A 20,745-nucleotide genomic window follows, 5' to 3' on the forward strand; every position below is an offset into this window, starting at 1 on the left:
CCGCCAAGGCTTCCTCACCCAACCCGGACGAGGCCGCTATCAGAAACGGACTTAACGTCCACTCAAATGATCGACTCCCTACCGAACCCGGAACGGTTCACTCGGCAGTGACCTGGCGAATTCGGTCCTGGAGGGCCGTGAGTTCCAGGCGTAGCCACGTCTCCAGTACCCGGAGCCGGTCCAGGTCCGGCGGCAGCAGGTCGGAGCCGACGTGCTACCGCCGCCCAGGGTCGTTCATGTAGTCGATAGGAGGGGGCGGCGCCCCGACCGGGGAGGACGGGGCGCCGCGCGGGCGGCTGAAGCTACCTACTGGCCACCGCCCTCACCCGGCACAACGACCCCGCGCCGCTGCGGTGGCGCCCAGCGCGTCGAACCGCTGCTCTCACTCCCGGACGGGTGCGGTTCAGCGCTGCCCGGCTCTGGGCGGGGTGGTGGTGTGCAGCCGTTTGCGGACGTCGGTGAGGGCTCCGGCCGGGCCGGGGACGCGTTCGCGTAGGTCGGCCAGGACCGCACCCAGTTCGCGTACCGGGTGCGGGTCGGTGAGGCGGTGCCAGCAGTATGCGCGCGGTCCACCGCCCCGCCCACTTCCCCGCTGTACCCGCAACCCTCACGTGTTCATCAGCTCGCAGACCGCGCACACCCGGGCCCCGGTCACAACCGGTTGGATGCAGCCTCTGCTGCGCGGCCTCCCGGTCACCGCCCAGCAACTTCGCGAGGACCGAATCCTCGAAGCGGCCTCCGTCACCGGCGCTGACCCGCAGCACCTACGCGCGGTGTTCAACATCACTCCGGAGACCGGACTCCGCTACACCCGCTTCTTCCACTCCGACCCCACGGACAGCGACGACGTATCCGGCTGCAACATGGAGACATCGTGACCGACCACCACGCTCACCTGCTCGCCGCCATCGTCGAGCTCGGCGGTGAGCTGGAGCTCCCAGCTACCCGTAACGGGCGCTTCAGGGGCGGGGTCATCCCAGAAGGCTGCGCGGTCAGCGACGCCGGCCGCCGCCGATGCGGCGGTCGTCGGCCAGTGCGGTAAGCGGGCCGAACTCGCGGGCAAGCTGGTTCCACGTCAGAACCTCGCCACAGCGGGCCGGGAACTCCTTCGGGTTGAACTCGGGCATGGTCCAGGTGCCAGTACCCCGGTCCCGCAGCCACAGGTCCCCGTCACCGTCGACCACAGTCGGCGGGACCGGTACGGGCTCGGCCTGATCGGTGGGCTCCCAGGTGACCCGGCCCGGGTGGGAAACGCGGCGCAGCTCGGTGGTGGCCAGCCGCGCGGCCAAGTCACGGGCGGATTCTTCGGCGTTCTTGACCGACTCGAGTCGGAATGCGTCGTCAAGTACGGGCAGGGCTGGATTCTTGCTGCGCTTTGAACTCATACGCTGACTACCTCCGGTGGGGGGCGTCACATCCGTTATGGCACCCCGTAGAGGAACACGGTATCCGAGGCGGGAGTCGGGCCGGCTACGACCACTGTCCAGGTGGAGGCGCTGGCACACCGGGCGGTGGGGGCTAGGTGGTGAGCTGGTCCTGGACGTAGCCCAACCCGTGGTAGCGCTCAGATATGGCGGTCCGGGTCTGAGAAGGTGAGGCCGCCGGGGGCGAGCGGACGTCGGGCCGGGGCGGGTGCGGGCTCGGCGGGCGGCTGGCGGAAGTCGGCGCCCTGCTCGACCGGCATCAGCCGGCGCCCACCCGCCTGGGCGGGTACGGGAGCGTCGGAAACGGGCTCGGAGAAGGCGGGCAGTGAGAGCGGTCGACGGTCGGTCATGATCCCTAGTCTCCCAGGTCCGGCCCTGCGGGTAGGGCCAGGCCGCTATCAGCGGTGATAGTGCTCTGGCCCTGGCCAGCAGGGCCAGGCTGGTTGTTTCAGCTCACCAGAACAGAGCGGTTAAGCCACTGCTACCGCCGGTGAACCGGCCCGGACTGCCGAGGCCGGGCTGCACAATGCGCGGGTGACCACGACCCCCGCCTGAACCGGGTTCAGAAACCTCCACGCTCAGACCCCGACGCCAGCGCGTGCGCCCGAACCCTCCCGACCTGACCCCGGCCGCCCACTCGGTTCAAGAAACAGCCGTTCGGCAACCCGTCACGATGTGGGACGGGTCCTCGCAACCGGCGAGGCGTACACCAGACCCGCCCACCACAAGAAGGGCACCAAGCCCCGCCGACTGGTAGATGACAAGCTAATGGATGGCGTCCCGCTGTGTGGTGTAGGGGATCTCCGTAGTTGAGTGCGCGGGTTCCGCTCCCCGGATTGCACCGTCTGCCGGTGCATACTCCCTGCTCTACTGGCAGGCCACCGTGCAACTGTCCTTCGTGAACGGGCAGTTCAACCTCGGGAGGTAAACGGTGGCCTTGTCCCAGCATGACCTACTTCGCCTGCTTTAGCCACTACGTTCGGCAGACGGTCTTGAACTCGTCCGGGAGGTGGCCGAGCGGTTGCTGCAGGAACTGATCGAGGCCGAGGCCACCACAAAGATCGGCGCCGAGCGGGGCGAGCACACCGACACCCGCACCACCTGGCGCAACGGTCACCGGGAAAGACGGTGACCACACAGGCCGGCGACCCGCGAACTCGCGATCCCGAAGCTGCGGGCCGGGAGCTTCTTCCCAAGCCTTCTGGAACGCCGGCGGCGCATCGACCAGACTCTCTACGCGGTTGTCATGGAGGCCTGCGTCCACGGCGTCTCCACTCGGTCCGTCGATGACCTGGTCAAGGCCCTGGGCTCGGACACCGGGATCTCCAAGAGCGAGGTCTCCCGGATCTGCGCGGAGCTGGACGAACAGCTGGAAGCTTTCCGGACGCGTCCGCTGGAGCACATTCCGCAACGTCCTCGCCGTCATCCCGAAGGGGTCTGCGGAGATGGTCGCTGCGACGATCCGCACAATCTTCGCTCAGCCCACCGCGGACGCGGTCCGCACCCAGCTCGACACCGTCGCCGACATGCTCGGCCGGCAGTTTCCCGAGGCCAGAGCGATGCTGCTGGAGGCCAAGGAAGACCTGACCGCGTTCGCGGACTTCCCCCACCAGCACTGGAAGAAGATCCAGTCCACGAACCCGCTCGAGCGGCTGAACCGGGAGATCAAACGCCGCACCGACGTCGTCCAGGTCATTCCGAACCCACCCGCCGTCCTCCGCCTGGCCACCGCGGTCCTCGCCGAACTCCACGACGAATGGATCGCCTTCCCCCGCCGCTACCTCTCCAACGAGAGCATGGACGCCCTCCACCCCGAGGACACCATCGCCCCACCCGCCACGTCAGACAGCTGATCACCTACACCACGACAAGGGGCATGACCGTCCTACGTCGCCGCGCCCCCGAAACCACCGTCCGCCTGCGGTACAACAACGGCGCCAACATGAACGAAATCCGAACCCAGCTCAGCCGCCGCCTCAACCTGCCCGGAGAACCGCCACAAGCCGTCGGCCCCAGCGACCAGCAGATCCATGACGCACTCGGAGCAGAGCCACACGTCCTCCTCATCGATGAAGTGCAAGGACTCGGGGCAAAAGCACTGGAATACTTCCGCACGCTGTGGGGCGACGACGCCCGCCGAGCCGCCATCATCCTCGTCGGCAGCGGCAACACCCGGCAGAAGATCCTCAACAACCAGGCCCTGCACTCCCGGATCCTCGACTGGTACCAGTTCAGCCCCCTCACACCGACCGAAGTCCAGGCCATCGTCCCCGCCTACCAGCCGATCTGGAACGGCGCACAGCCCGGACTGATCCTGTACACGGATGACATGGCAGGCCACGGATCATTCCGGAACTGGGCAAGAATCACGCTCCACCTCCACGACGCCCTTGAGGAGAACCCCGACATCACCCTCAGCAAGGACCTCATCCGCTGGGTACTCAGCCGCATCGACCCCACCACCCGCCACGCAGCTGACCGCACCAGCAGGGCTGCACTTGCACCTATGAGGCCTGACTGACGATCTGGACTCTGCGCGGGCGCGCGCGTCCAGTCCGGAGGGACGCCCGGCCCAGGCACGATGCTGCCTTGCGACAGACGCCTCTTTGCGGCAGCCTTTCAGCACTCCGACGCGGGTCTGCTTCTAACACCCGCAGACCAGAGCACTCTCCGACGGGTCGAGCAACCTTCGTCGATCAAGATCGGCGGGCACAACCACGTCCCGTGCTCCTCCCACGGACCGGCCGCGCCCGGTACCACAGCAGAGCCCCAATACGGCAGCAGAGCCCGGGCCGCGCGTCGCGGTCCGGGCCCTGCCCCGTGCGGTGCCGCCCTGTGGCGGCGGCGTGTCAGCTCTGTGCGGTCTCGTCGCCCGCCTGGCCGGCACCCTCAGCTGCGCCTGTCTTCTCGCGCATCTTGCGCACCAGCTCCGCCTTCTGGTCGGCTGCACCCTGGCGGTCGAGGTTGCGGTGCGGACCGTTGTTCTGCCGTTCGGCGCGAGACAGCTTCTTGCGCTGGCCGCCGCCCATGCCCACGGGGTTGTTGATGTTCTTGCTCACGGTCACGGGTTCTCCCGGTAATGGTGTGAAGTGATCTACGGATTCATCGGTGGGGGACGGGCGGCGACGTCTAAGGACGTCAGCAGGGGCCCGTCACGCTCTCACTCGTAAATCGGCGCCTGGAAGAACATGACAAAGACCTTACCCGGTTCCGACGGCCCCGCACACCAGCCTCTTCGCCGCCACGGCGTCGGACGGGCCTTCGGCGAGCGCCTGTGGTCAGCCGTTGCCTTCCGGGAATCTCAGCATCTGCCAGCACCCGCCGGTGGTTGCCGCCCGTCTGGGGCAGGTCCAGGTGGGCATTCAACCTTGAGAGCTCGTAACACGATCTTGTTGAAGTGGCCTGGTCGGGCGTGACCAGTGTGGTGATTCGGCCGTTCGCGAGGATGTGAGTACTCGGCAGTGGATCGAGGGCGACTACTTGTGGGCGCTGATCGAGCCGCTGCTGCCGCCTTGGCCGGAGAAGGCGCCGGGGCCGCAGCCAGTGGCGGACCGGCTGTGCCTGCAGGGCATTCTCTACGTCCTCCACAACGACATGGCCTGCAACTGCTGCCGCTGGAGCCGGCGAACGGGACCCGGTCCTCCAGGTGCCACCAGGTCATCTGATTGATCGAGCCGGTGGTGACATCGAAGGACAGCAGCGTGGCCGGAGCCCAGGGCTGTTTCAAAGTCTCGGTGGTGGCGTGAAGGTGCAGGTCACGGTGATGTGACGTGTGTTGGCGGCCCCGTCTCGTATGCAACGAAGCTCCGGTTGGAGTGGGTGACCTCTCAAGTCGCCCTGCCGAACCGGAGCTTCGATGTGCCGTCAGTCTTGCCAGCGTCTGCCTGATCAAGTCGCCCTCGCGTCAGCACCGCGTACTGGCGCATCTGCCACAGCGGCTGGCCACGCTGGCCGATGCCCGGCACCGGCGCGGCAAGCGTCACCCGTTCGTGAGTGTGCTGCTGATCGCCTGCTCGGCCGTACTGACCGGAGCGCGTTCGTTTGCCGCGATCGGCCAGTGGGCCCGTAGCGCCCCGCAGGACACCCTCGCCCGCCTCGGTGCCCGCGTGGCCACCGCGTTCCACGTGCGCGTTGCTCCCAGCGCGGCGACCATCCGCCGGATCTTGAACGCCGTCTGTCCGGGCGGCCTCGCGGACCTGCTCGGAGCTGATCCTTCCGGGGCCGACACCCTCGCGGTGGACGGCAAGAGCGCCCGTGGCTCGCGCACCGCCACCAGTCCGGCGGCCCATCTGCTGGCCGCGATGACCGGGACCGGGCAGACGGTCACACAGCTGCGGGTTCCGGACAAGACTAACGAGATCACCTGCTTCGCCGCCCTGCTGGAGCCGTTCGACCTGGCCGGCGTGACGGTGACCGCCGACGCTCTGCACACCCAGCGCGAGCACGCCCGGTTTCTGGTGGAGGACAAGCGGGCCCACTACCTGCTGGTGGTCAAGGCCAACCAGCCCGGACTCTTCCGGCAGTTGAGATCGCTTCCGTGGAAGCAGGCCACCGCCCGGCGCTACGACCGCGAGACGGGCCACGGCCGCAAGGAGACCCGGGTGACCAGGACCTTGACGGTCACCGAGCTCGGTCTGGACTTCCCCCACGCGGTGCAGACCGCGAGGATCCTGCGCCACCGCACCGACCTACGCACGGGAAAGGTGACCCGGCAGACCGTCTACGCGCTCACCGACCTGACGGCCCGCCAGGCCTCGCCCCAGCGGCTCGGACAGCTGGCCCGCTCCCAGTGGGTGATCGAGAACCGGCTCCACTTCGTCCGCGACACCACCTTCACTGAGGACGCCTCCAAGATCCGCACCGGCCACGGGCCCGACAACATGGCCACCCTGCGCAGCTTCGCGATCAACCAGCTGCGAGCGGAAGGCCACACCAACATCGCAGCCGGGCTCCGCGAGATGTCCTACGAGCCCTTCCGCCGCCCACTGGACCTCCTCGGCCTCGCCTGACCAACAGCGATCCAAGATCAACAGAGTTTGAAACAGCCCTGCCCCCACCCCTTGGGAGGCCATTCGGCAAGAACGCCGGATACGAAAGCTGCCCGCGGCGGATACTCGCCGCTATGACGACGAGCGCGGGCCTGGACCCCACGACGGAGGAGGCGGCCCTGGAGGGGGTGATGCCGTGGCTGGCGCCGACCGGCCTCGCCGCCCAGGCGCTCGCCGGGCTGGACCGGCCGCTGCTCGCCCGGCAACAAGACCCCCGGCTTCCCCTGTTCGACTCGGCGGCCTTCTACGCCGAATACGAAGACGAGCCCGGCGGCCTGTCCCGGCTCGAGGAGAGGATCGCGGAGCTGCCGCCGCGCCCGCAGTGGACGCTGGAACGAATCTGGCCCCCGGACGAGGAGACCAGCGCAGCGCAGGACGCCGCGTACGAGAAGGCGTGCGTGACCCTCGCAGGCCGCCGGCTCCACCCCCGCGACCTCGACGCCTACACCACCACCGCCTACGAACTCGCCGGCTTCGCCGACCAGGGCGACGCCTTCGACCCCACCGACCTGGACAGCGAAGCCGACCTCGTCGGCGGCGACCTGGAAGCCGCTCTGCCCTGGGCCGCCGCCGCAGTCTGCGTCCTGCAGCAGTCCCTGCCCTACCCCTTCCGCGATGTCCTGCTCTACGGCGACGTCGCCAACCGGCCCGCCCATCGCGCCCTCTACGCCTACGCGACACTGCTGCGCCTGAAGCACCCGGAGCAGGCCGCCCCCTGGTTCACGGCGATGGTCTACCTCAACCCGTTGGACAACATGGGCGCCCGCTTCCTCGCCCCCAACGGGCCATCACGCCGCTCACCGTTCGGACGCTGAACCGGCACCAGCCGAGACCCCTGCCTCTGCCCCTGGTTGGTCACCCCCGAGGGCCGGGGGAGCCGGCGGACTCTTCCGCCCGTGGAGTTCGGCTAAGAAGTCCTGCGGGTAGCCGATGCCCGTCACCAGCACTACTGCTCGACTGATCAGTTCGCCCCGCTGGCGCGCCAACCTGTGGCTGGCTGTTTCCACGTAACTGCCGGGCGGCAGGGGTACGTCCCTCAGGTGTGACTACCGCTGCGCGCGGAACACCGTCCAGCACGCCGCCGTGGCCGCACTGCGGCCACGGCGCCACAGGGGCTGATCCGGTCGGCTGCCGGGGCATTCACTGCGGTGGCCACCGCGCCTGCCTGGCCCACCTGAGCCCGACCGGCCGTGGCGCGTACCTCGCGGTACTGTCACCCGGCGACGACATCGACCACCGCGGCACCCGCTTCACTCCGGAACTACTCGACTAATTCCTCACCGCCCTACGCCACCCCGCCACCGGCCGACCCCACATCGGCGACGCCTGTTTCGCTTGGGGGACGTCAGTCGTGGCGACTTTCCGTGTGGGGATGGGTGCTGCCGGTACGATCGTCGGGATCTGCGGGGCTGGTTTCGGAATGCCGGCGGCGTTCGCGGAGGGTTGTGTGGAAGAGGGCCCCCGCCGGTAACAGGGGCCCTCTTGTTGTCCGTGTCCTGTCCGCGTCGTGCCCAGGAGGACTTGACGAGGGGTCACGGTGGCGGCCGCCTGATGTGGGCGGCTGCCTTGCGTTCAGTCTCGCCAGGGCCGGCGGGTAATAGCAAGATCGCATGGGTTTTCCGCTGTATTCGGAAGGTTGAAGGCGCAGGTCACGGGGTTTCCGGGGTGCGGGACGGGGGGCGTTCGGAAGGCTGCCGCACACGTCGCAGTGCTGTTCTGCCGGGTGCGGCGGGGTCGGGAAGGTGCGGTGTTCGAGCGTGGAACGGTTGGTGCGGGGCCTGTATTTGGCCGGACGGTTTTCCGCTGGGCGGAAGGCTTGCCAGCCGCAGGGTGGCGACAGCAGGGTTATGTCTCGTCACAGCCCGTGGTGGCGTCCGGTAAGCGTCACTCGGGTTGTTTCCCGGCGTATCCACGCCACGTGCCCAGGAGGCCTGTCATGCGCAACCGTCGATCTGTGCGGCCCCGCTCCCGCCGCCCCGCTCCGCCCGCCGCCGCGTCCTGCGGGACGGGCACGCTCTCCCCGGCCCTTCGTGTGTCGGTGTTCGTGGTCATCGTGGTCGTGGTGGTCACGCTCCTGAAGACGGGCCAGACCCTCCTCGACGCGCTCGGGCTCGTCGCGGTCGCGGCGGGCGCCGCCATGCAGATCAGCTCGTATCTCGGACAGCCGTCCGCTTCCCCCGCAGGGGCGGCGTGATGACCCTGTGGAAGCGGGCATCCTCGGGCCGGCCCGGCCCCAAGGACGCGGTGCCCACCGCGCCCGATCCCCTCAAGATCGGCAATGGCAAGGAGTTCCGCGACGCGCTGGTGAGCCTGAGGGCCTACAAACAGCTCTCGCTTGAGCGGCTGAACGAGGCAGCCACCAAAGCGGGTGAACCGCTCCCGGCTGCCACCGTCTCGACGACCTTGGGCCGCGACAAGCTCCCTGCCCTCAAGTTCGTGACCCAGTACGTGCAGGCCTGCGGCCTCAACGAGAGTCAGTGCGCGCACTGGGAAGCAGCCTGGCGTGCGGTGGAGCAAGGCCGCGCCCCGCTCCACCGCCCCGGGAAGACGGGGATGCCGCTTCCCCGTCTGCCCCGGTCGGCCCGCGGGCGCTGGCTGATCGCGCTCGCCACAGCAGTAGTGGTGACCGCGACGGCAGGGCTCCTGTGGCGGCAGCGAGAGCAAGACCACCAGGCAGCCGCAGACGCAGCGAACAAGAAGCAGGACCTGATCGAGCAGCAACATGAACGGCAATGCGGCACCCCGAACCCGGCGCTGCTCACCACGGCGAACGGTGACTGCGCCGGCATCACGGACGGTCGCGACGGCCATGCGATCTTCGGCAAGGGCCTCCAGCCGGCCCTTGCCGCACTCGACGCGGAGAACCGGGCGGTGACCCGGACCCCTGGCTACGTTACGGTGGCGCTGCTGGCTCCGCTGACCACCGGCCCCAAGGACCTGACCGGCGGGCGCGCCGTGCACCAGGTCGAAGGTGTCTTCACCGCCCTCCACAAGGCCAACGAAGGCGACGTCTCCCCCAAAATCCGGCTTGTGCTGGCCAACATGGGCAGTGACGAGAAGAACTGGGCCGCCGTCGTCGACCGGCTCAAGACGATGACCGGCCCCCACGACCGGCTCCGCGCGGTGACCGGGATGGGACTGAGCCAGCAGGAGTCCATCGACGCCGCCAGGTCGCTGTCGAAGGCCGCGATCCCGATGGTCGGTGACGTCATCACGGCCGATGGCTTCGACCTCACCGGTGCCATAGACCAGGGCGACAAGATCGCCGGGCTGGTACGGGTCGCGCCCAACGTCAGTGCCCAGCTCAAGATGATCAGCAAAAACCTCCGCCAGCGCCCCGAGCTGACCACCGCGGCCCTCATCAGCACCCCCTTCACGCCCAACGGAACCCCCGACCTCTACACCCAGTCCCTGGCAAAGGCCTTCCAAAGCGAAAAGGCCGGCCTCCGGCCCCACCTGGACAAGGCCAGCATCAGCTTCGAGTTCGACGTCAGGGACGGCGCCGCAAAGACCAGCCTGTCAACGATCAGCAAAAACCTCTGCGGCAAGGTCACCCCCGACCTCGTGTTCTTCGCCGGCCGTGCCACCTACCTGCCGACCTTCCTCGAGGCACTGCACAAGCGCCAGTGCCGCACCACCCCCATCACCGTGGTCACCGGCTCGGACGCCGCCACCGTGGACCGTAAACTGCCCGCCCTGAACGACCCCAGCGCCCCCATCTCGGTGCTGTACGTTCCCCTCGCCGACCCCAGCCAACTCACCGACAAGACCAACCCCGACCGCTCCCTCTTCCAGACCTTCGCCGACGAATTCAGCCGAACCCACCACGGCCAGAAATTCGACGCAGACCACCTCGCCAGCGGATGGGCAGTCATGGCGCACGACGCGTTCCTCACCGCGAGCCTGGCCATCCGCTACGCCACCGACCCGCCCCGAACCCCGCCCAGCCTGCGCGCGGTGGCGGCCCAGCTCTACCTCTTCGACACCACCAACGTCATCGAAGGAGCCAGCGGAATCTTCCGCATCGACCCGCGAACCGGCAACCGCAAAAGCACCCACGACCCCCAGGCCGTACGCATCGGCACCCCCGGCCCATAGCCGGTCAGCCCAGCCAACGCACGAACCGCGGTCACGGCGCGCCTGCGCGGTCACCGGCCTGATCGGCCACGACTACGAGGGATAGGCTCCTTCGCCCCGCGGCTCGGGAGCGCGCTGGTCGAGGCCCTCAGCCTCGACCAGCGCCAGTCAAACTCTGGTGGCTGCACGCGCTCAAGGTTCGACGGCGGCCAGGGGGCACAGGGCTCCGCCGCAGAACCGGGCGTCCGAGACCAGGGGCCCGCTTCGCCTCGGCGCCTCCTTCGCCTCCTCCCGACTGGGTAATCCAGCTCGGTATCGGCGAGGGCCAGCCGCCCAGGCGGTATACGTCGGGGGCTGCGGCCTCGCCGGCGGACGCAGTCTCGCCATCGACCGCACGCAGGTGCGCGCTCGCCGACGGCATCACCCCGTGCCCGGTGAGCAAGCCCGACCGGGACCTCGGCTACCTCGGCTGAGTCACGCCGACCGTCAGTGCCCCCGACTGCTCCCGCCGTGGAGACCGCCTCGCTGATGGTGATCAAGCGCAGTGGTGTCACCGAACCCTTCAGCCGTACCGGAGAGGCGTTGCGCGCCACCGGGAGCGCCGAGCTGACCCCCCATCCCGTCGGCGGGCAGCACCCGCGGCCGCCCCGCACCGCTGTCGGCCCACACCAGCTCCGCCATGGCCGGATCCAGCAGCGCGTCGGCTACCGCCACCACCTCGGGGAAGACGACCGCGTCCCGCCCCACGATCCGCCACCACTCCAGACCACCCCCGCACCCTCGTCCAAGCCCTCGACCCCGAAGGCGGATACGGCCGCTATCGCGGCACCATCGCCTTCGTCCACATCAACAACGCACCGTTCACCGACCTCACCCCTGACCAACGTGAGGAACTGGTCGATTGCGACCGCACCGCGCACCGTGCGACCCGCGAATGGCAGCGCCGACGCGACGCCCAGCAGCAGGGGCGCCGATGACCGCCGGAAGGGAACACCGTGGACCACATCACTGACGCGCTCGACCGGGCGGTCCGTGCTGAGCAGCGGCCCATCCCGGTGTCGACCGGCGCCCGGACCCGGTTCCTGCTGAAGTCGGAAGGCACCCGCGCCCTCGCGCAGCGCCTGGGCGTCAGCCCGCGCACCGTGCAGCGCTATGCCACCGGCCAGATCAAGCACCCGCGCGCCGACGTCGCGCAGCGCCTGGAGGCCGCCGTGCGTGAGCGGTGGCAGCCGCGGGTGCGGGCCCGGGCGCTGCGCCGGGCGGCGTGACGGTCGCGACCCGGGCCCGGTTCGGGTTCACCGCCGCGCCGGGCACGACGGACGACGCCCGCATCCGGCAGATCACCCAGCACATCCACCCCGACCACACCGCCCCCCTGATCAACGCCTACGCCACCGGCGCCGGGGAGACCGCGCTGCGCCAGGCGGTCGAGCAGGGCCTCGGGCACGCCTACTTCCGCGATGGCGGCCGACGCGCGCACGACCTGGAGGTCGAACTCCAAGACATCGACTACCTCGACGTGAACCTGTGAGCTGCGGGAGCTGCTGACCGCGCGGCGCCGGCTGGCCGTGGGCAAGCCGGCGCCGACGGTGCGGGCAAGCCTGCCGGCCTCCTGGGCAAGCCCTGCGGAGGCTTGCCCAGGGCGGTTCGCGGTGTCGGTGGTGGCTGGGAGTGTGGGCGCCATGGACAGCGAGGATGAGCAGCTGCTGCGCGGCCGGGTCTACGGAACCGACCGCGACGACGACCCGGCCCCACGGCCGGACCGGACCTACGTCGAGCTGGTGGGCGGGCCGCTGGACGCGCTGCTGCTCGACGTCACCGGCTGGACGGCCGACGAGATCAGCACCGGTGTAGCCCTTATCACCGCTGGGCCAGTACGGTGCCGGCGGGCGGGCGCTCTACGATCCGCGACCCGGCGATCCGGCCCGCTTCGACTGGTCCGGCGACACTCCCTGACTCGCTGGTCGAACACCTGGCGGAGCCAGAACAACCCGTCGAAGACACGCAGGGCCACGTTCTGGCGGGTGCGCTACGGGGGGCTGCTACGGCTGCGCCCGGCCCATTCTTCGGTGAAGGCCCTGAGTTGTCGCCGCTGCCGTTCCTCTTCGGTGATGCGGTCTGCGAGTACGGCGTCGTCGATGTAGGGGGCGATCGCGGCGAGGACCAGGCGCTGAAGCTCAGTCGGGTCGAGTGCCTCGACTTCCCACTGCACCGGCTGGCGGGGGCCGAGGCCGTACCTCCTGGCGAACCCTGGCCAACGCGGGTCGCCAGCCTTCCCCGCTGCTGCGGGCAGCTCGTGCTCGCGCACTTGGTCGTGGGTGAGCAGTACTGGTGAAGAGGCAGTGTTCCAACCTTGCACTATTCGGTGCGGCGGGCCCGCCTGGATCTAGGCTGCGACGATGGAACGCGCAACCGGCATACCCGAGAGCTTCGCCGATTCTGCGGAACCGGCCCGGGTGAACGACTACGACATTTTCGCCGAGGCGTACGCGGCGGAGAACGAGAACAACCTCGTGAACGCGTACTACGAACGGCCCGCGATGTTAGCCCTCGCCGGAGACGTGGCTGGCCACCGAGTTCTGGACGCCGGCTGCGGCTCGGGCCCACTGACCGCCGCACTGCGCGACCGCGGCGCGGTCGCCACCGGGATCGACGCCAGCGCCGGGATGCTCGCACTGGCCAGGCAGAGGCTCGGTGATGACGTAGCCCTGCACGTGGCCGACCTGGGTGACCGCCTGCCGTTCAAGGACGGTGCGTTCGACGACGTGGTCGCGTCGCTGGTCCTGCACTACCTGCAGAACTGGGGGCCGACGCTGGCCGAGTTTCGGCGAGTACTCAGGCCCGGCGGCCGGCTGATCGTGTCCGTGGATCACCCGGTCACGGCGTACACGTTCCGGGACCCGAGGCCCGACTACTTCGCGACCACGAGCTACACCTTCGACTGGATGCTCGGCGGGAAGTCCACCCCGATGCACCTCTGGCGAAAGCCGTTGCACGCAATGATCGACGCATTCACCACCGCGGGCTTTGGTCTGTCCGTCATCAGCGAGCCGCATCCTGACCCAGCGGCCCGGGCACTGTTCCCCGACGGCTTCGACGACCTTTCGACCAAGCCCTGCTTCCTGTTCTTCGTCGTCGAGGCGCTGCCGTCGGTCACTGGCCCGGAGTAGCGAGTCGAGGCCGCTGGAGACGTCGAGGTCGCCCACGTGAGATGACGTCAGGTGCCTGAGCAACCGTGCCACCTCGAGCCGGGGTCGGAAGGCAGGCGGCCGACGTCGGGCCGCGAGGGTTGCACCCAGGGGCGGCTGGAGAGACGCCTGCACCGGTGCTCCCAGCGGGGGACCGGAGGTGTGACCGCAGGTGTGAACCCCCGAAAACGGACACCGCTCGTTTCTGCAGGTCACCCCCGGTGGGCAAGCCGATTCCCCGCGCCGACACCTCTATCCCGCGCAGCAGTCGGGGGGTAGAGGTGTCGGTGTTCAGGTGGGCGGGGTCTGGGCGAGGCGTTCGCCGGGCCGGCACTGGGCGCACTGCTCCAGGACGTCCGTCAGCGTCGGGTCCGTCAGTGCGGTGCGCGCTTCGCTGGGGGTGAGGATGTGCCCGCCGGTGATGAAGCACCCGGCGTGGTGGAGGACGGCGGTGCGGGAGATGCCGTGGCTGTCGCGTCTGATCCGGTAGAGGGTCTGGCTCTCCGCGGTGAGGTGGCTGATGCGATCTTGGACGGCCGTGAGTTCCAGGCGCAGCCAGGTCTCCAGGACTCGGAGCCGGTCCAGGTCGGGCGGTAGCCGGTCAGGGCCGGTGTGCTGCCGCTGCCCTGAATCGTTCATGTGTTCGATGGTAGGGGGCGGCGTCCCGAACGGGGAGGGCCGGACGCCGCGCGGGCGGCTGAAGCTACCTACCGGACTGCCGCCCACCCGCTCAACGACGCCCCGGCCATCCCGGTGACGCCCACCGGGCGGCCACGGTGTGGAGCCGACTGCGGACATAGGCCAGGGGCCCGCGCGCAGAGGTCGGCCAGCGCCGCGCCAGCTTCGGCACGTACTGCGGGTTGGTGAGGCGGGCCGGCGACGTGCGCGGGGCCCACCGCCCCGCGCACGTCCGCGCGGCTACGCGGCGAACCGGGCGGCTGCTTGGAGCCCTCTGCGGGTCGCGCCGGGTGGTCACGTGTGCGGGCTGCGGAGCCCTTCTCGGGGTTACGGGTTCGAGGGCAGCCACGCAGCGGGAAGGGTGACCGACGGGGGCACGGGAGTTCCGAGAGCAGCAAGAAGCCCACGGGGGACCGGCCCCGTCGCACGGTCGAAGGACACTCTGCTGCCGGTGAACGTCGCTTCGTTGAAGAACACGATGCCGTCGGTGAACGTAGCGCCGGTGAAGGACACCCTGCTGTCGGAGAACACCGCGCCGTTGAAGTTGATGTTGCAGTCGATGGTGACGTCGGTGAGGTCGAGGTCGCAGCCCTGCCAGGAGCCGTGGGTTCCTCGGGGGAGTGAGTAGTGGTCGCCGATGAGGCGCAGGATGGTGTGCCGAACTTTGCGTAAGGCCAGGTAGTGGTGGTGTTCCTCTTGGTGGGTGGGGGCGGTGCCGGGGTCGGGGGTGTAGGGCAAGGAGGTAGGCGCAGAGGACGTCGATGCAGGTCTGGCGCAGCTGGTCGTTGGGGGCGTCGTCGGCGAGGCCGGCCAGGGCGTGGACGCCACCGAGCCGCACGGCGGGGGAGTCGGAGCCGAGTTTGTCGACGGCCTGGGAGAAGCGCTCGGTGTGCAGGCGGGTGGCTTCACGGTGGGCGCCGGCCTCATCCACGCGCTGGCGGCGGTAGGCGACGACCAGGGCGACGAGCGCGCCGGCCCCGGCCACCACCCCGAAGGCCAGCTTCACCAAGTCGAACAGCGTGTTGGCGTCGAGCTTCGCCGTACGGTCGATCTCGCGGAAGTCCAGCAACACCACCAACCCATGGAAGACACCACCGGCGACCAGCACCGCCGCGGCGAAGGTGACGGCCAGCGCCCAACCGACCCTCCACAGACGCAGCTCCCGGTCGTTCGGGGTCGGTCGCGGCCGTCGGTTCGCTGTCATGCGGAGGGAGACAAGAACCGGTGACCCCCGGTTCCCTCGGCCGCCCAGGGCATGAAGGACCGAGTGGATCGCTGCACCACATCTTCGAGGGCTGGCGCTGGTGGGCGCCGCACTCTCCCTCATGGTGAACGAGATCATCCTGCCGGGCTGGCCGATGGCGCAGGTCGCCGACGGTGTCGTGTTCCCGGCCGGGTTGGGCTGGTTCGGCGCTGGTGGGCGGGTGTTGTAGGGCCCCGTGCTTCGGCGGCCCCGGCTCTCAGGTGGCGGTGCGGACCGTCCAGCGGGAGATTCCGCCGTTCTCTTCGGCGATGTAGAGGGTTCCGTCGGGGCCGAAGGCCAGGCCGTGGGGCTCGCGGTCGGGGGCGGCGAGGGCGTGCTCGGTGACGGTTCCGTCCGGGGTGACGGACCCGATGCGGCTGGTGGCCCATTCGGTGAACCAGCAGGTTCCGTCGGGGGCGACGGCGACGGCGTGGGGTCGGCAGTCGGCGTCGGGCAGTGCGAATTCGGTGATGTGGATGCCTGTGCTGCCGATGGTCAGTCGCCCGATCCGGCCGGCGCCGATCTCCGTGAACCACAGGGTGCCGTCCGGGCCGGTGGCGAGGCCCACCGGGGCGGCGTCGGGGGTGGGCAGGGGGTGGAGGCGGACCTGTCCGGAGGCGGAGATGCGGCCGAGGGCGTTGGCCCGGTTGAGGGTGAACCACACAGCCCCGTCGGGTCCGGCCGTGAGGAAGGAGGGGAACCCCTCTTTGCACGGCAGGTCGAAGGTGTTGATCTTGCCGTCGGTGGAGATCCGGCCGATGCGGTTGGTGTCGGTCAGGGTGAACCACAAGGCGTCGTCCGGTCCGGTCGTGATGCCGTAGGGACTGCCTGGGGCCTGGGCGGGCAGTGCGTGGGAGCGACTTTCACCGGTCACGGTGATGCGGCCGATCCGCTGGTCGCCGTAGCGGGTGAACCACAGGGCGCCGTCCGGTCCGCTGGCGAGCAGGGTGGGCTGGCAGTCAGGGGCGTCGAGCGGGAACTCCTGGAAGTGGCCGGTGGACGCGGACAGGCGGGCGATGCGTCCGGCGCGGACGAGGGTGCACCACAGGTGGCCGTCCGGCCCGACGGTGAGCGCGTAGGGGCCGGCGTCGGGGGTGGGCGGAGTGAGGGTGCCGAGCGGGGTGACGGAGGTGGTCAAGCGGGTTTCCTTTCGGCGGAGGGAGGTTGGTGGGGCGGGGGCGTGCCGTTGGCGGTGCCGGGGTTGTCAGGCGGGTGCGCCGGTGCCGGTGGTGACCGTGGCTTTCGCGGTGGCCTCCGCGTCCGCAGGGGCGGTCAGGTCGTGCCGGTCGCCCTGCCAGCTGTCGCACAGGCGCCGGTCGTGGCTGACGAGGACCACTGCGCCGGGGAACTGGAGGAGGGCCTGCTGCAGTTCCTCCGCCAGCGCGGGGGAGAGGTGGTTGGTGGGCTCGTCCAGGAGCAGGACGTCGGCCGGTTCGGTGAGGATCCGGGCCAGAGCCAGTCGCCGGCGCTGTCCCACGGACAGGGAGGCCACGGGAGCGATGAGCCGCTCGCGGGTGAACAGGCCGAGGCTGAGGAGTTGTTCGGTGTGCTCCTCGCGCGTGCCGGGGCGGCCTTCGGCGTAGGCGGCGAGCAGGATCCGGCGGTCGGCGTCGGCTGAGGTCTGCTGGGTCAGCAGTGTTGCGTGGCCGCGCCGGTGGACCTGGCCGCGGTCGGGGGTGAGGGCACCGGCCAGCACGTGCAGCAGGGTGCTCTTGCCTGCGCCGTTGGAGCCTGTGACGAGCAGTCGGCCGCCGGTCGGCACGGTCACGTCCACCGGGGCGAGACGCCCCTCGACGGCGACCCCTGACGCGGCCAGCAGGGCTTGGCGGGGGCCTGCGTGCCCGGACGCTGCGGCGGTGCGCGGTGCGCCGGTGAAGCGCAACGGGTCGGCGGGGGCAGGCACGGGCCGGGCGAGCAGGCGGGTGATGCGTTCCTCGGCGTTGCGGACCCGGCTTGCCAGGGATTGCTGGACACGGCCGGCGGCGCGGTCGTACGCCATCTTGTTGCCGTCCTTGATGGCCCGGCCGGGCGCCACGCGGCGGGCGGTGACCGCGGTGCTTTCGCGTAGCCGGTCCAGTTCGGACTTCCACGCGTTGTGGGCCTCGGCCCGGCGGCGGCGGTCGGCGGCGCGCTGCGCGAGGTAGCCGGCGTAACCGTTCCCGTACCGGACGGCCTGGTGCAGGTCGCCGTCGACCTCCAGCAGGCAGGTGGCGACGTGCTCGAGGAAGGTCCGGTCGTGGGAGACTGCGACGGTGATGCCGCGTCGTGCCCGCAGGTGGGCTTCCAGCCAGGTCAGGGCCGTGCCGTCGAGGTGGTTGGTGGGCTCGTCGAGGAGCAGTACCTCGGGGTCGGCGGCGAGGAGCACGGCGAGGCGCAGGCGCACGGTCTCGCCGCCGGACAGCCCGGCGACGGGGCGTCCGCGGGGCAGGTCCGGCAGGCCGAGGCCGTGCAGGGCGCGTTCGACGCGGGCGTCGGCGTCGTAGCCGCCGCGTAGTTCGAAGGCGGTGAGAGCGTCGGCGTACGCGGTGAGGGTCCCGGCGGTGGCGTCGCCGTCGGCCATGCGGGCCTCGTACCTCCGCAGTTGTCGCTGGAGGGTGCGCAGGTCGGTGAGCGCGCGGTCGATCACCTGCTGGACGGTCAGGTGCGGCGGCAGGTCCTCCTCTTGCGGGAGGTAGCCCACGCCGCCCTCGGAACGCAGGACGACCTCGCCGCTGTCGGGGCGCTCGGCTCCGGCCAGCAGCCGCAGGAGGGTGGACTTGCCCGAGCCGTTCTCGCCGACGATGCCGAGGCGCTCGCCGGTGCGGACCGAGCAGCCGACGCAGTCGAGGACGAGCCGGCCGTCGTAGGACTTGGTGAGGTCACGGGCGGTGAGGTGCGGGGTCATGGAGCGGCTCCAGGGGTCCGGGGGCGTGGTGCGCCGTCGTGGCGGCGGGGCGGGGGGTGGCGGTGATGCGGTGGGTGAGCACAGGAGCCCTCCTTAAAGCGACGAAAGTTGCGTTAAGATGTTGGCATGGAGACCCACGATCAGGCAAGCGAGAGTTCGGGCCGACAGGAACCGGCCACCGTGCGGCGCCGGACCGGCGGCCGCAGTGCCCGGGTCCGGGCCCAGGTGCTGGAAGCCACGGGCGCGCTGCTCCTGGAAACCGGCTACGACGCGTTGACGATCGACGCGGTCGCGGAACGCGCGGGAGTGCACCGCACGACCGTCTACCGGCGCTGGGGAGACATCGGACCACTGCTGGCCGACGTACTCGACGCCGCATCCGACGACACATGGACCCCGCCCGACACCGGCTCACTGGAGGACGACCTGACCGCCCTCAACGAGGAGGTGTACGCGGCCGTCGCGGGCGGCGGGCCCACCCTGACCACCGCCCTGATCGCCGCGGCCTTCCGGTCGGCGGAAGCCGCGGCGGCGCTGTCACGCTTCTGGGAGGCCCGCTACGCCCGATGCGCAGTGATCGTCACCCGGGCAGTCGCTCGGGGTGAGCTGCCCGGTCGGACCGACAGCCGCGCCCTGCTCGTCGCGGCCACCGCCCCCGTCTACCACGAACTGCTCCTGCTTCGCGCCCCTGCCGACCCGTCCCTGCCCCGCCGCGCGGCGCGCGCCGCCGCAGCGGCGGGCCGCGCCGGCGCCTACCCCGAGCCCGACCCGCGGACGGAGGCCCCCCGGTCGCCGTAAGGTTCCGCACGCTGGCCGTCACCGCCTCACCGTTGTGCCTGCGGCTGGGGGCGGGAGATCCGAACGAGCCCCTGCCGTCGAACTCGCCCGACCGCGTCCATACGTCAGGGGCGGGGCATCAGGGTCGGCGAGAGCGCCGCCGGCAAGTTTCTGGCGGCCGGTGTAGCGGGGGAGCGAGACGAGGAACATCTCCTCGACCGCGTCGTTCAGCGCCTCGATCGTTCCCTTCAGATGTGGGGTGTAGGCGGGGAGATCGGTCACGGGAACGGCGAACGCGCCCATCGCCACGGTGACCGCCCGGCACAGGAACTCCTTGCCGCGGTCGACCCGGATCTGACCGGGCAGCCCGCCCACCGGACCGAACGGCTCGCTGCGGGTGATCGCGATCCGCAAGGACGCCAGCACCGCGTCCCGGCTCGGTGCGTGAGCGGTGACCGCGGCCCCGGTGATCGCCTTGGTGGCGCAGTCGATGAACCAGGTCACCCACGGCGTGGCCAGCTCACCCTCCACATCGACCTCGACGGGCACGTGCTTGTGATCGCCCTCCCACACGGCGTTGCGGTGCGTCGCCGGACGCTGCCCGAAGACGTCATGCGCGCGCCGCGCCGCTTCCCCGCTCTTGAGGCCGGCCCGTTCCCCACGGGTCAGGTCCCGGCGGATCGCCCGGTGCAACGTGGAAAGCGACGGCGCCGGGGGCGCGTCTGGATCCTTGGCCGCCCGCTGCACCAGCTCGGCGTGGACCCGGGACGCGTTTCCGCCCCACAGCGCCAGCAGCCGCCGGACCTCCGTGGTGACTTTGAAACGGGACGACTCCACCCGGGCGAGACGGTGATCCTCCCGGGCAGCGGCCAACCACCGCCACACAGTCCGCTCCGACTTCCCCAATGCCTGAGCAACCAGGCGTACATGCGCGGCCGTCAGCTCACCACGTCTGTCGAGGTCCAGAAGCCGGGGCATCGCCGCCGCCCGCCCCGACGCCAGCGGGAACACGGCCATCGGACTGTCTTGCCCATCCTCGGCACGGCTTCCCGGCATGTGCGGCTCCTCCGCCGAGTACTGGACAGCACGGCCTTGCCGTCCTGGTCCAGGTATCCCAGTCCTTCGGCACCCAACTGACCGGAAGCGGCATACGGCTGACACAAACCATCGCCATCCGCTACAGCAGCGGCCGTCACCACGACCCGGCCTGGATGAGCGGATCATGGACGCCGCGCTCGCTGCGCACTGACCGGACCCTGCCATCTGAGGCAGTCCACCCAAGATTTTTCTCCCGCTAGCGGTCCGTCCACGAACTGCAGCCCCGGACACCCGGAGTCCCTCAATCCGCGTACGAGGAGTCTTGAGTGGACGTTAAGTCCGATCTTCCTCGGTTCGTGATCGCTCGATCGTGTGACTGATCGCTGGC

Annotated in this window: 20 protein-coding genes and 4 pseudogenes; 15 read left to right on the top strand and 9 right to left on the bottom strand. The window is 70.0% G+C overall.

Annotation, left to right across the window (positions count from 1 at the left end; all coding sequences use genetic code 11):
* Positions 1-665: 665 nt before the first annotated feature.
* Positions 666-878, top strand: coding sequence for a hypothetical protein (locus QNO07_RS26635; RefSeq protein WP_283995085.1), 213 nt, complete (start codon positions 666-668; stop codon positions 876-878).
* Between the two features lie 114 nt (positions 879-992).
* Here QNO07_RS26635 and QNO07_RS26640 read toward each other — a convergent pair whose 3' ends face one another.
* Positions 993-1,385, bottom strand: coding sequence for a hypothetical protein (locus QNO07_RS26640; protein ID WP_283995086.1), 393 nt, complete (start codon positions 1,383-1,385; stop codon positions 993-995).
* Positions 1,386-1,564: 179 nt separating this feature from the next.
* A complete protein-coding gene (locus tag QNO07_RS26645) occupies positions 1,565-1,774 on the bottom strand; it encodes a hypothetical protein (protein WP_283995087.1) in 210 nt (69 codons plus the stop codon).
* Between the two features lie 671 nt (positions 1,775-2,445).
* Here QNO07_RS26645 and QNO07_RS27770 point away from each other — a divergent pair.
* From QNO07_RS27770 to QNO07_RS26660, 3 genes and pseudogenes are all read left to right on the top strand, one after another.
* Positions 2,446-2,766: pseudogene (locus QNO07_RS27770) on the top strand (transposase); the annotation flags it as partial.
* A 103-nt stretch (positions 2,767-2,869) separates the two neighbouring features.
* Positions 2,870-3,277, top strand: a complete 408-nt coding sequence (locus QNO07_RS27775; RefSeq protein WP_502961948.1) for a transposase — start codon at positions 2,870-2,872, stop codon at positions 3,275-3,277.
* 23 nt (positions 3,278-3,300) lie between these two features.
* Positions 3,301-3,945: an AAA family ATPase gene (locus tag QNO07_RS26660; protein ID WP_283995088.1), complete on the top strand. Its 645-nt coding sequence runs from the start codon at positions 3,301-3,303 to the stop codon at positions 3,943-3,945.
* A 328-nt stretch (positions 3,946-4,273) separates the two neighbouring features.
* Here the strand turns inward: QNO07_RS26660 and QNO07_RS26665 are convergent, their stop codons facing one another.
* Complete coding sequence (locus tag QNO07_RS26665; protein WP_283995089.1) at positions 4,274-4,489, bottom strand: DUF6243 family protein; 216 nt, start codon at positions 4,487-4,489, stop codon at positions 4,274-4,276.
* Between the two features lie 382 nt (positions 4,490-4,871).
* Between QNO07_RS26665 and QNO07_RS27780 the strand changes: the two genes are divergently transcribed.
* From QNO07_RS27780 to QNO07_RS26705, 8 genes and pseudogenes are all read left to right on the top strand, one after another.
* Entirely contained in the window at positions 4,872-5,093 is a 222-nt protein-coding gene (locus QNO07_RS27780; protein ID WP_502961949.1) for a transposase, read from the top strand.
* Between the two features lie 146 nt (positions 5,094-5,239).
* Positions 5,240-6,433 (top strand): ISAs1 family transposase, encoded by a 1,194-nt coding sequence (locus QNO07_RS26675; RefSeq protein ID WP_502961950.1) that lies wholly within the window; start codon positions 5,240-5,242, stop codon positions 6,431-6,433.
* A gap of 113 nt (positions 6,434-6,546) precedes the next feature.
* Positions 6,547-7,287: a hypothetical protein gene (locus QNO07_RS26680; RefSeq protein ID WP_283995092.1), complete on the top strand. Its 741-nt coding sequence runs from the start codon at positions 6,547-6,549 to the stop codon at positions 7,285-7,287.
* 1,121 nt (positions 7,288-8,408) lie between these two features.
* The gene (locus tag QNO07_RS26685) at positions 8,409-8,666 is read left to right on the top strand and encodes a hypothetical protein (RefSeq protein ID WP_283995093.1); all 258 of its coding nucleotides are present in this window, start codon (positions 8,409-8,411) and stop codon (positions 8,664-8,666) included.
* On the top strand, positions 8,666-10,570 hold the full coding sequence (locus QNO07_RS26690) for a type 1 periplasmic-binding domain-containing protein (protein ID WP_283995094.1): 1,905 nt from the start codon (positions 8,666-8,668) through the stop codon (positions 10,568-10,570). The genes QNO07_RS26685 and QNO07_RS26690 overlap by 1 nt, the downstream gene beginning before the upstream one ends.
* A gap of 420 nt (positions 10,571-10,990) precedes the next feature.
* Positions 10,991-11,176 (top strand): annotated as a pseudogene (locus QNO07_RS27785) (transcriptional regulator NrdR); the annotation flags it as partial.
* 428 nt (positions 11,177-11,604) lie between these two features.
* Positions 11,605-12,080 (top strand): annotated as a pseudogene (tpg, locus tag QNO07_RS26700) (telomere-protecting terminal protein Tpg).
* Positions 12,081-12,231: 151 nt separating this feature from the next.
* Positions 12,232-12,505 (top strand): annotated as a pseudogene (locus QNO07_RS26705) (hypothetical protein).
* A gap of 73 nt (positions 12,506-12,578) precedes the next feature.
* Here QNO07_RS26705 and QNO07_RS26710 read toward each other — a convergent pair.
* Positions 12,579-12,857 (bottom strand): hypothetical protein, encoded by a 279-nt coding sequence (locus QNO07_RS26710; RefSeq protein WP_283995095.1) that lies wholly within the window; start codon positions 12,855-12,857, stop codon positions 12,579-12,581.
* Positions 12,858-12,948: 91 nt separating this feature from the next.
* On the opposite strand from QNO07_RS26710, the gene QNO07_RS26715 reads away from it, so the two are divergent.
* Positions 12,949-13,719, top strand: coding sequence for a class I SAM-dependent methyltransferase (locus QNO07_RS26715; protein WP_283995096.1), 771 nt, complete (start codon positions 12,949-12,951; stop codon positions 13,717-13,719).
* Positions 13,720-14,028: 309 nt separating this feature from the next.
* Here QNO07_RS26715 and QNO07_RS26720 read toward each other — a convergent pair whose 3' ends face one another.
* On the bottom strand, positions 14,029-14,376 hold the full coding sequence (locus QNO07_RS26720) for a DUF6233 domain-containing protein (protein WP_283995097.1): 348 nt from the start codon (positions 14,374-14,376) through the stop codon (positions 14,029-14,031).
* 366 nt (positions 14,377-14,742) lie between these two features.
* A complete protein-coding gene (locus QNO07_RS26725) occupies positions 14,743-15,153 on the bottom strand; it encodes a pentapeptide repeat-containing protein (protein WP_283995098.1) in 411 nt (136 codons plus the stop codon).
* Positions 15,154-15,232: 79 nt separating this feature from the next.
* Here QNO07_RS26725 and QNO07_RS26730 point away from each other — a divergent pair, with 79 nt between their 5' ends.
* Positions 15,233-15,643: a hypothetical protein gene (locus tag QNO07_RS26730; RefSeq protein ID WP_283995099.1), complete on the top strand. Its 411-nt coding sequence runs from the start codon at positions 15,233-15,235 to the stop codon at positions 15,641-15,643.
* A gap of 232 nt (positions 15,644-15,875) precedes the next feature.
* Here QNO07_RS26730 and QNO07_RS26735 read toward each other — a convergent pair whose 3' ends face one another.
* Together QNO07_RS26735 and QNO07_RS26740 are read right to left on the bottom strand one after the other, a co-directional pair.
* Positions 15,876-16,796, bottom strand: a complete 921-nt coding sequence (locus QNO07_RS26735; RefSeq protein ID WP_283995100.1) for a Vgb family protein — start codon at positions 16,794-16,796, stop codon at positions 15,876-15,878.
* Positions 16,797-16,862: 66 nt separating this feature from the next.
* Complete coding sequence (locus QNO07_RS26740; protein ID WP_283995101.1) at positions 16,863-18,542, bottom strand: ABC-F family ATP-binding cassette domain-containing protein; 1,680 nt, start codon at positions 18,540-18,542, stop codon at positions 16,863-16,865.
* A gap of 126 nt (positions 18,543-18,668) precedes the next feature.
* Between QNO07_RS26740 and QNO07_RS26745 the strand changes: the two genes are divergently transcribed.
* The gene (locus QNO07_RS26745; protein ID WP_283995102.1) at positions 18,669-19,340 is read left to right on the top strand and encodes a TetR/AcrR family transcriptional regulator; all 672 of its coding nucleotides are present in this window, start codon (positions 18,669-18,671) and stop codon (positions 19,338-19,340) included.
* Positions 19,341-19,358: 18 nt separating this feature from the next.
* Here the strand turns inward: QNO07_RS26745 and QNO07_RS26750 are convergent, their stop codons facing one another.
* On the bottom strand, positions 19,359-20,156 hold the full coding sequence (locus QNO07_RS26750) for an integrase catalytic domain-containing protein (protein ID WP_283995103.1): 798 nt from the start codon (positions 20,154-20,156) through the stop codon (positions 19,359-19,361).
* Between the last annotated feature and the right edge of the window lie 589 nt (positions 20,157-20,745).

This window comes from Streptomyces sp. 549 (assembly GCF_030124175.1).
GTDB lineage: Bacteria > Actinomycetota > Actinomycetes > Streptomycetales > Streptomycetaceae > Streptomyces.

Coding starts and splice junctions, on each gene's coding strand:
- QNO07_RS26635 (WP_283995085.1), top strand. CDS start 666: ATGCAGCCTCTGCTGCGCGGCCTCCCGGTCACCGCCCAGCAACTTCGC.
- QNO07_RS26640 (WP_283995086.1), bottom strand. CDS start 1,385: ATGAGTTCAAAGCGCAGCAAGAATCCAGCCCTGCCCGTACTTGACGAC.
- QNO07_RS26645 (WP_283995087.1), bottom strand. CDS start 1,774: ATGACCGACCGTCGACCGCTCTCACTGCCCGCCTTCTCCGAGCCCGTT.
- QNO07_RS27775 (WP_502961948.1), top strand. CDS start 2,870: ATGGTCGCTGCGACGATCCGCACAATCTTCGCTCAGCCCACCGCGGAC.
- QNO07_RS26660 (WP_283995088.1), top strand. CDS start 3,301: ATGACCGTCCTACGTCGCCGCGCCCCCGAAACCACCGTCCGCCTGCGG.
- QNO07_RS26680 (WP_283995092.1), top strand. CDS start 6,547: ATGACGACGAGCGCGGGCCTGGACCCCACGACGGAGGAGGCGGCCCTG.
- QNO07_RS26685 (WP_283995093.1), top strand. CDS start 8,409: ATGCGCAACCGTCGATCTGTGCGGCCCCGCTCCCGCCGCCCCGCTCCG.
- QNO07_RS26690 (WP_283995094.1), top strand. CDS start 8,666: ATGACCCTGTGGAAGCGGGCATCCTCGGGCCGGCCCGGCCCCAAGGAC.
- QNO07_RS26715 (WP_283995096.1), top strand. CDS start 12,949: ATGGAACGCGCAACCGGCATACCCGAGAGCTTCGCCGATTCTGCGGAA.
- QNO07_RS26720 (WP_283995097.1), bottom strand. CDS start 14,376: ATGAACGATTCAGGGCAGCGGCAGCACACCGGCCCTGACCGGCTACCG.
- QNO07_RS26740 (WP_283995101.1), bottom strand. CDS start 18,542: ATGACCCCGCACCTCACCGCCCGTGACCTCACCAAGTCCTACGACGGC.
- QNO07_RS26745 (WP_283995102.1), top strand. CDS start 18,669: ATGGAGACCCACGATCAGGCAAGCGAGAGTTCGGGCCGACAGGAACCG.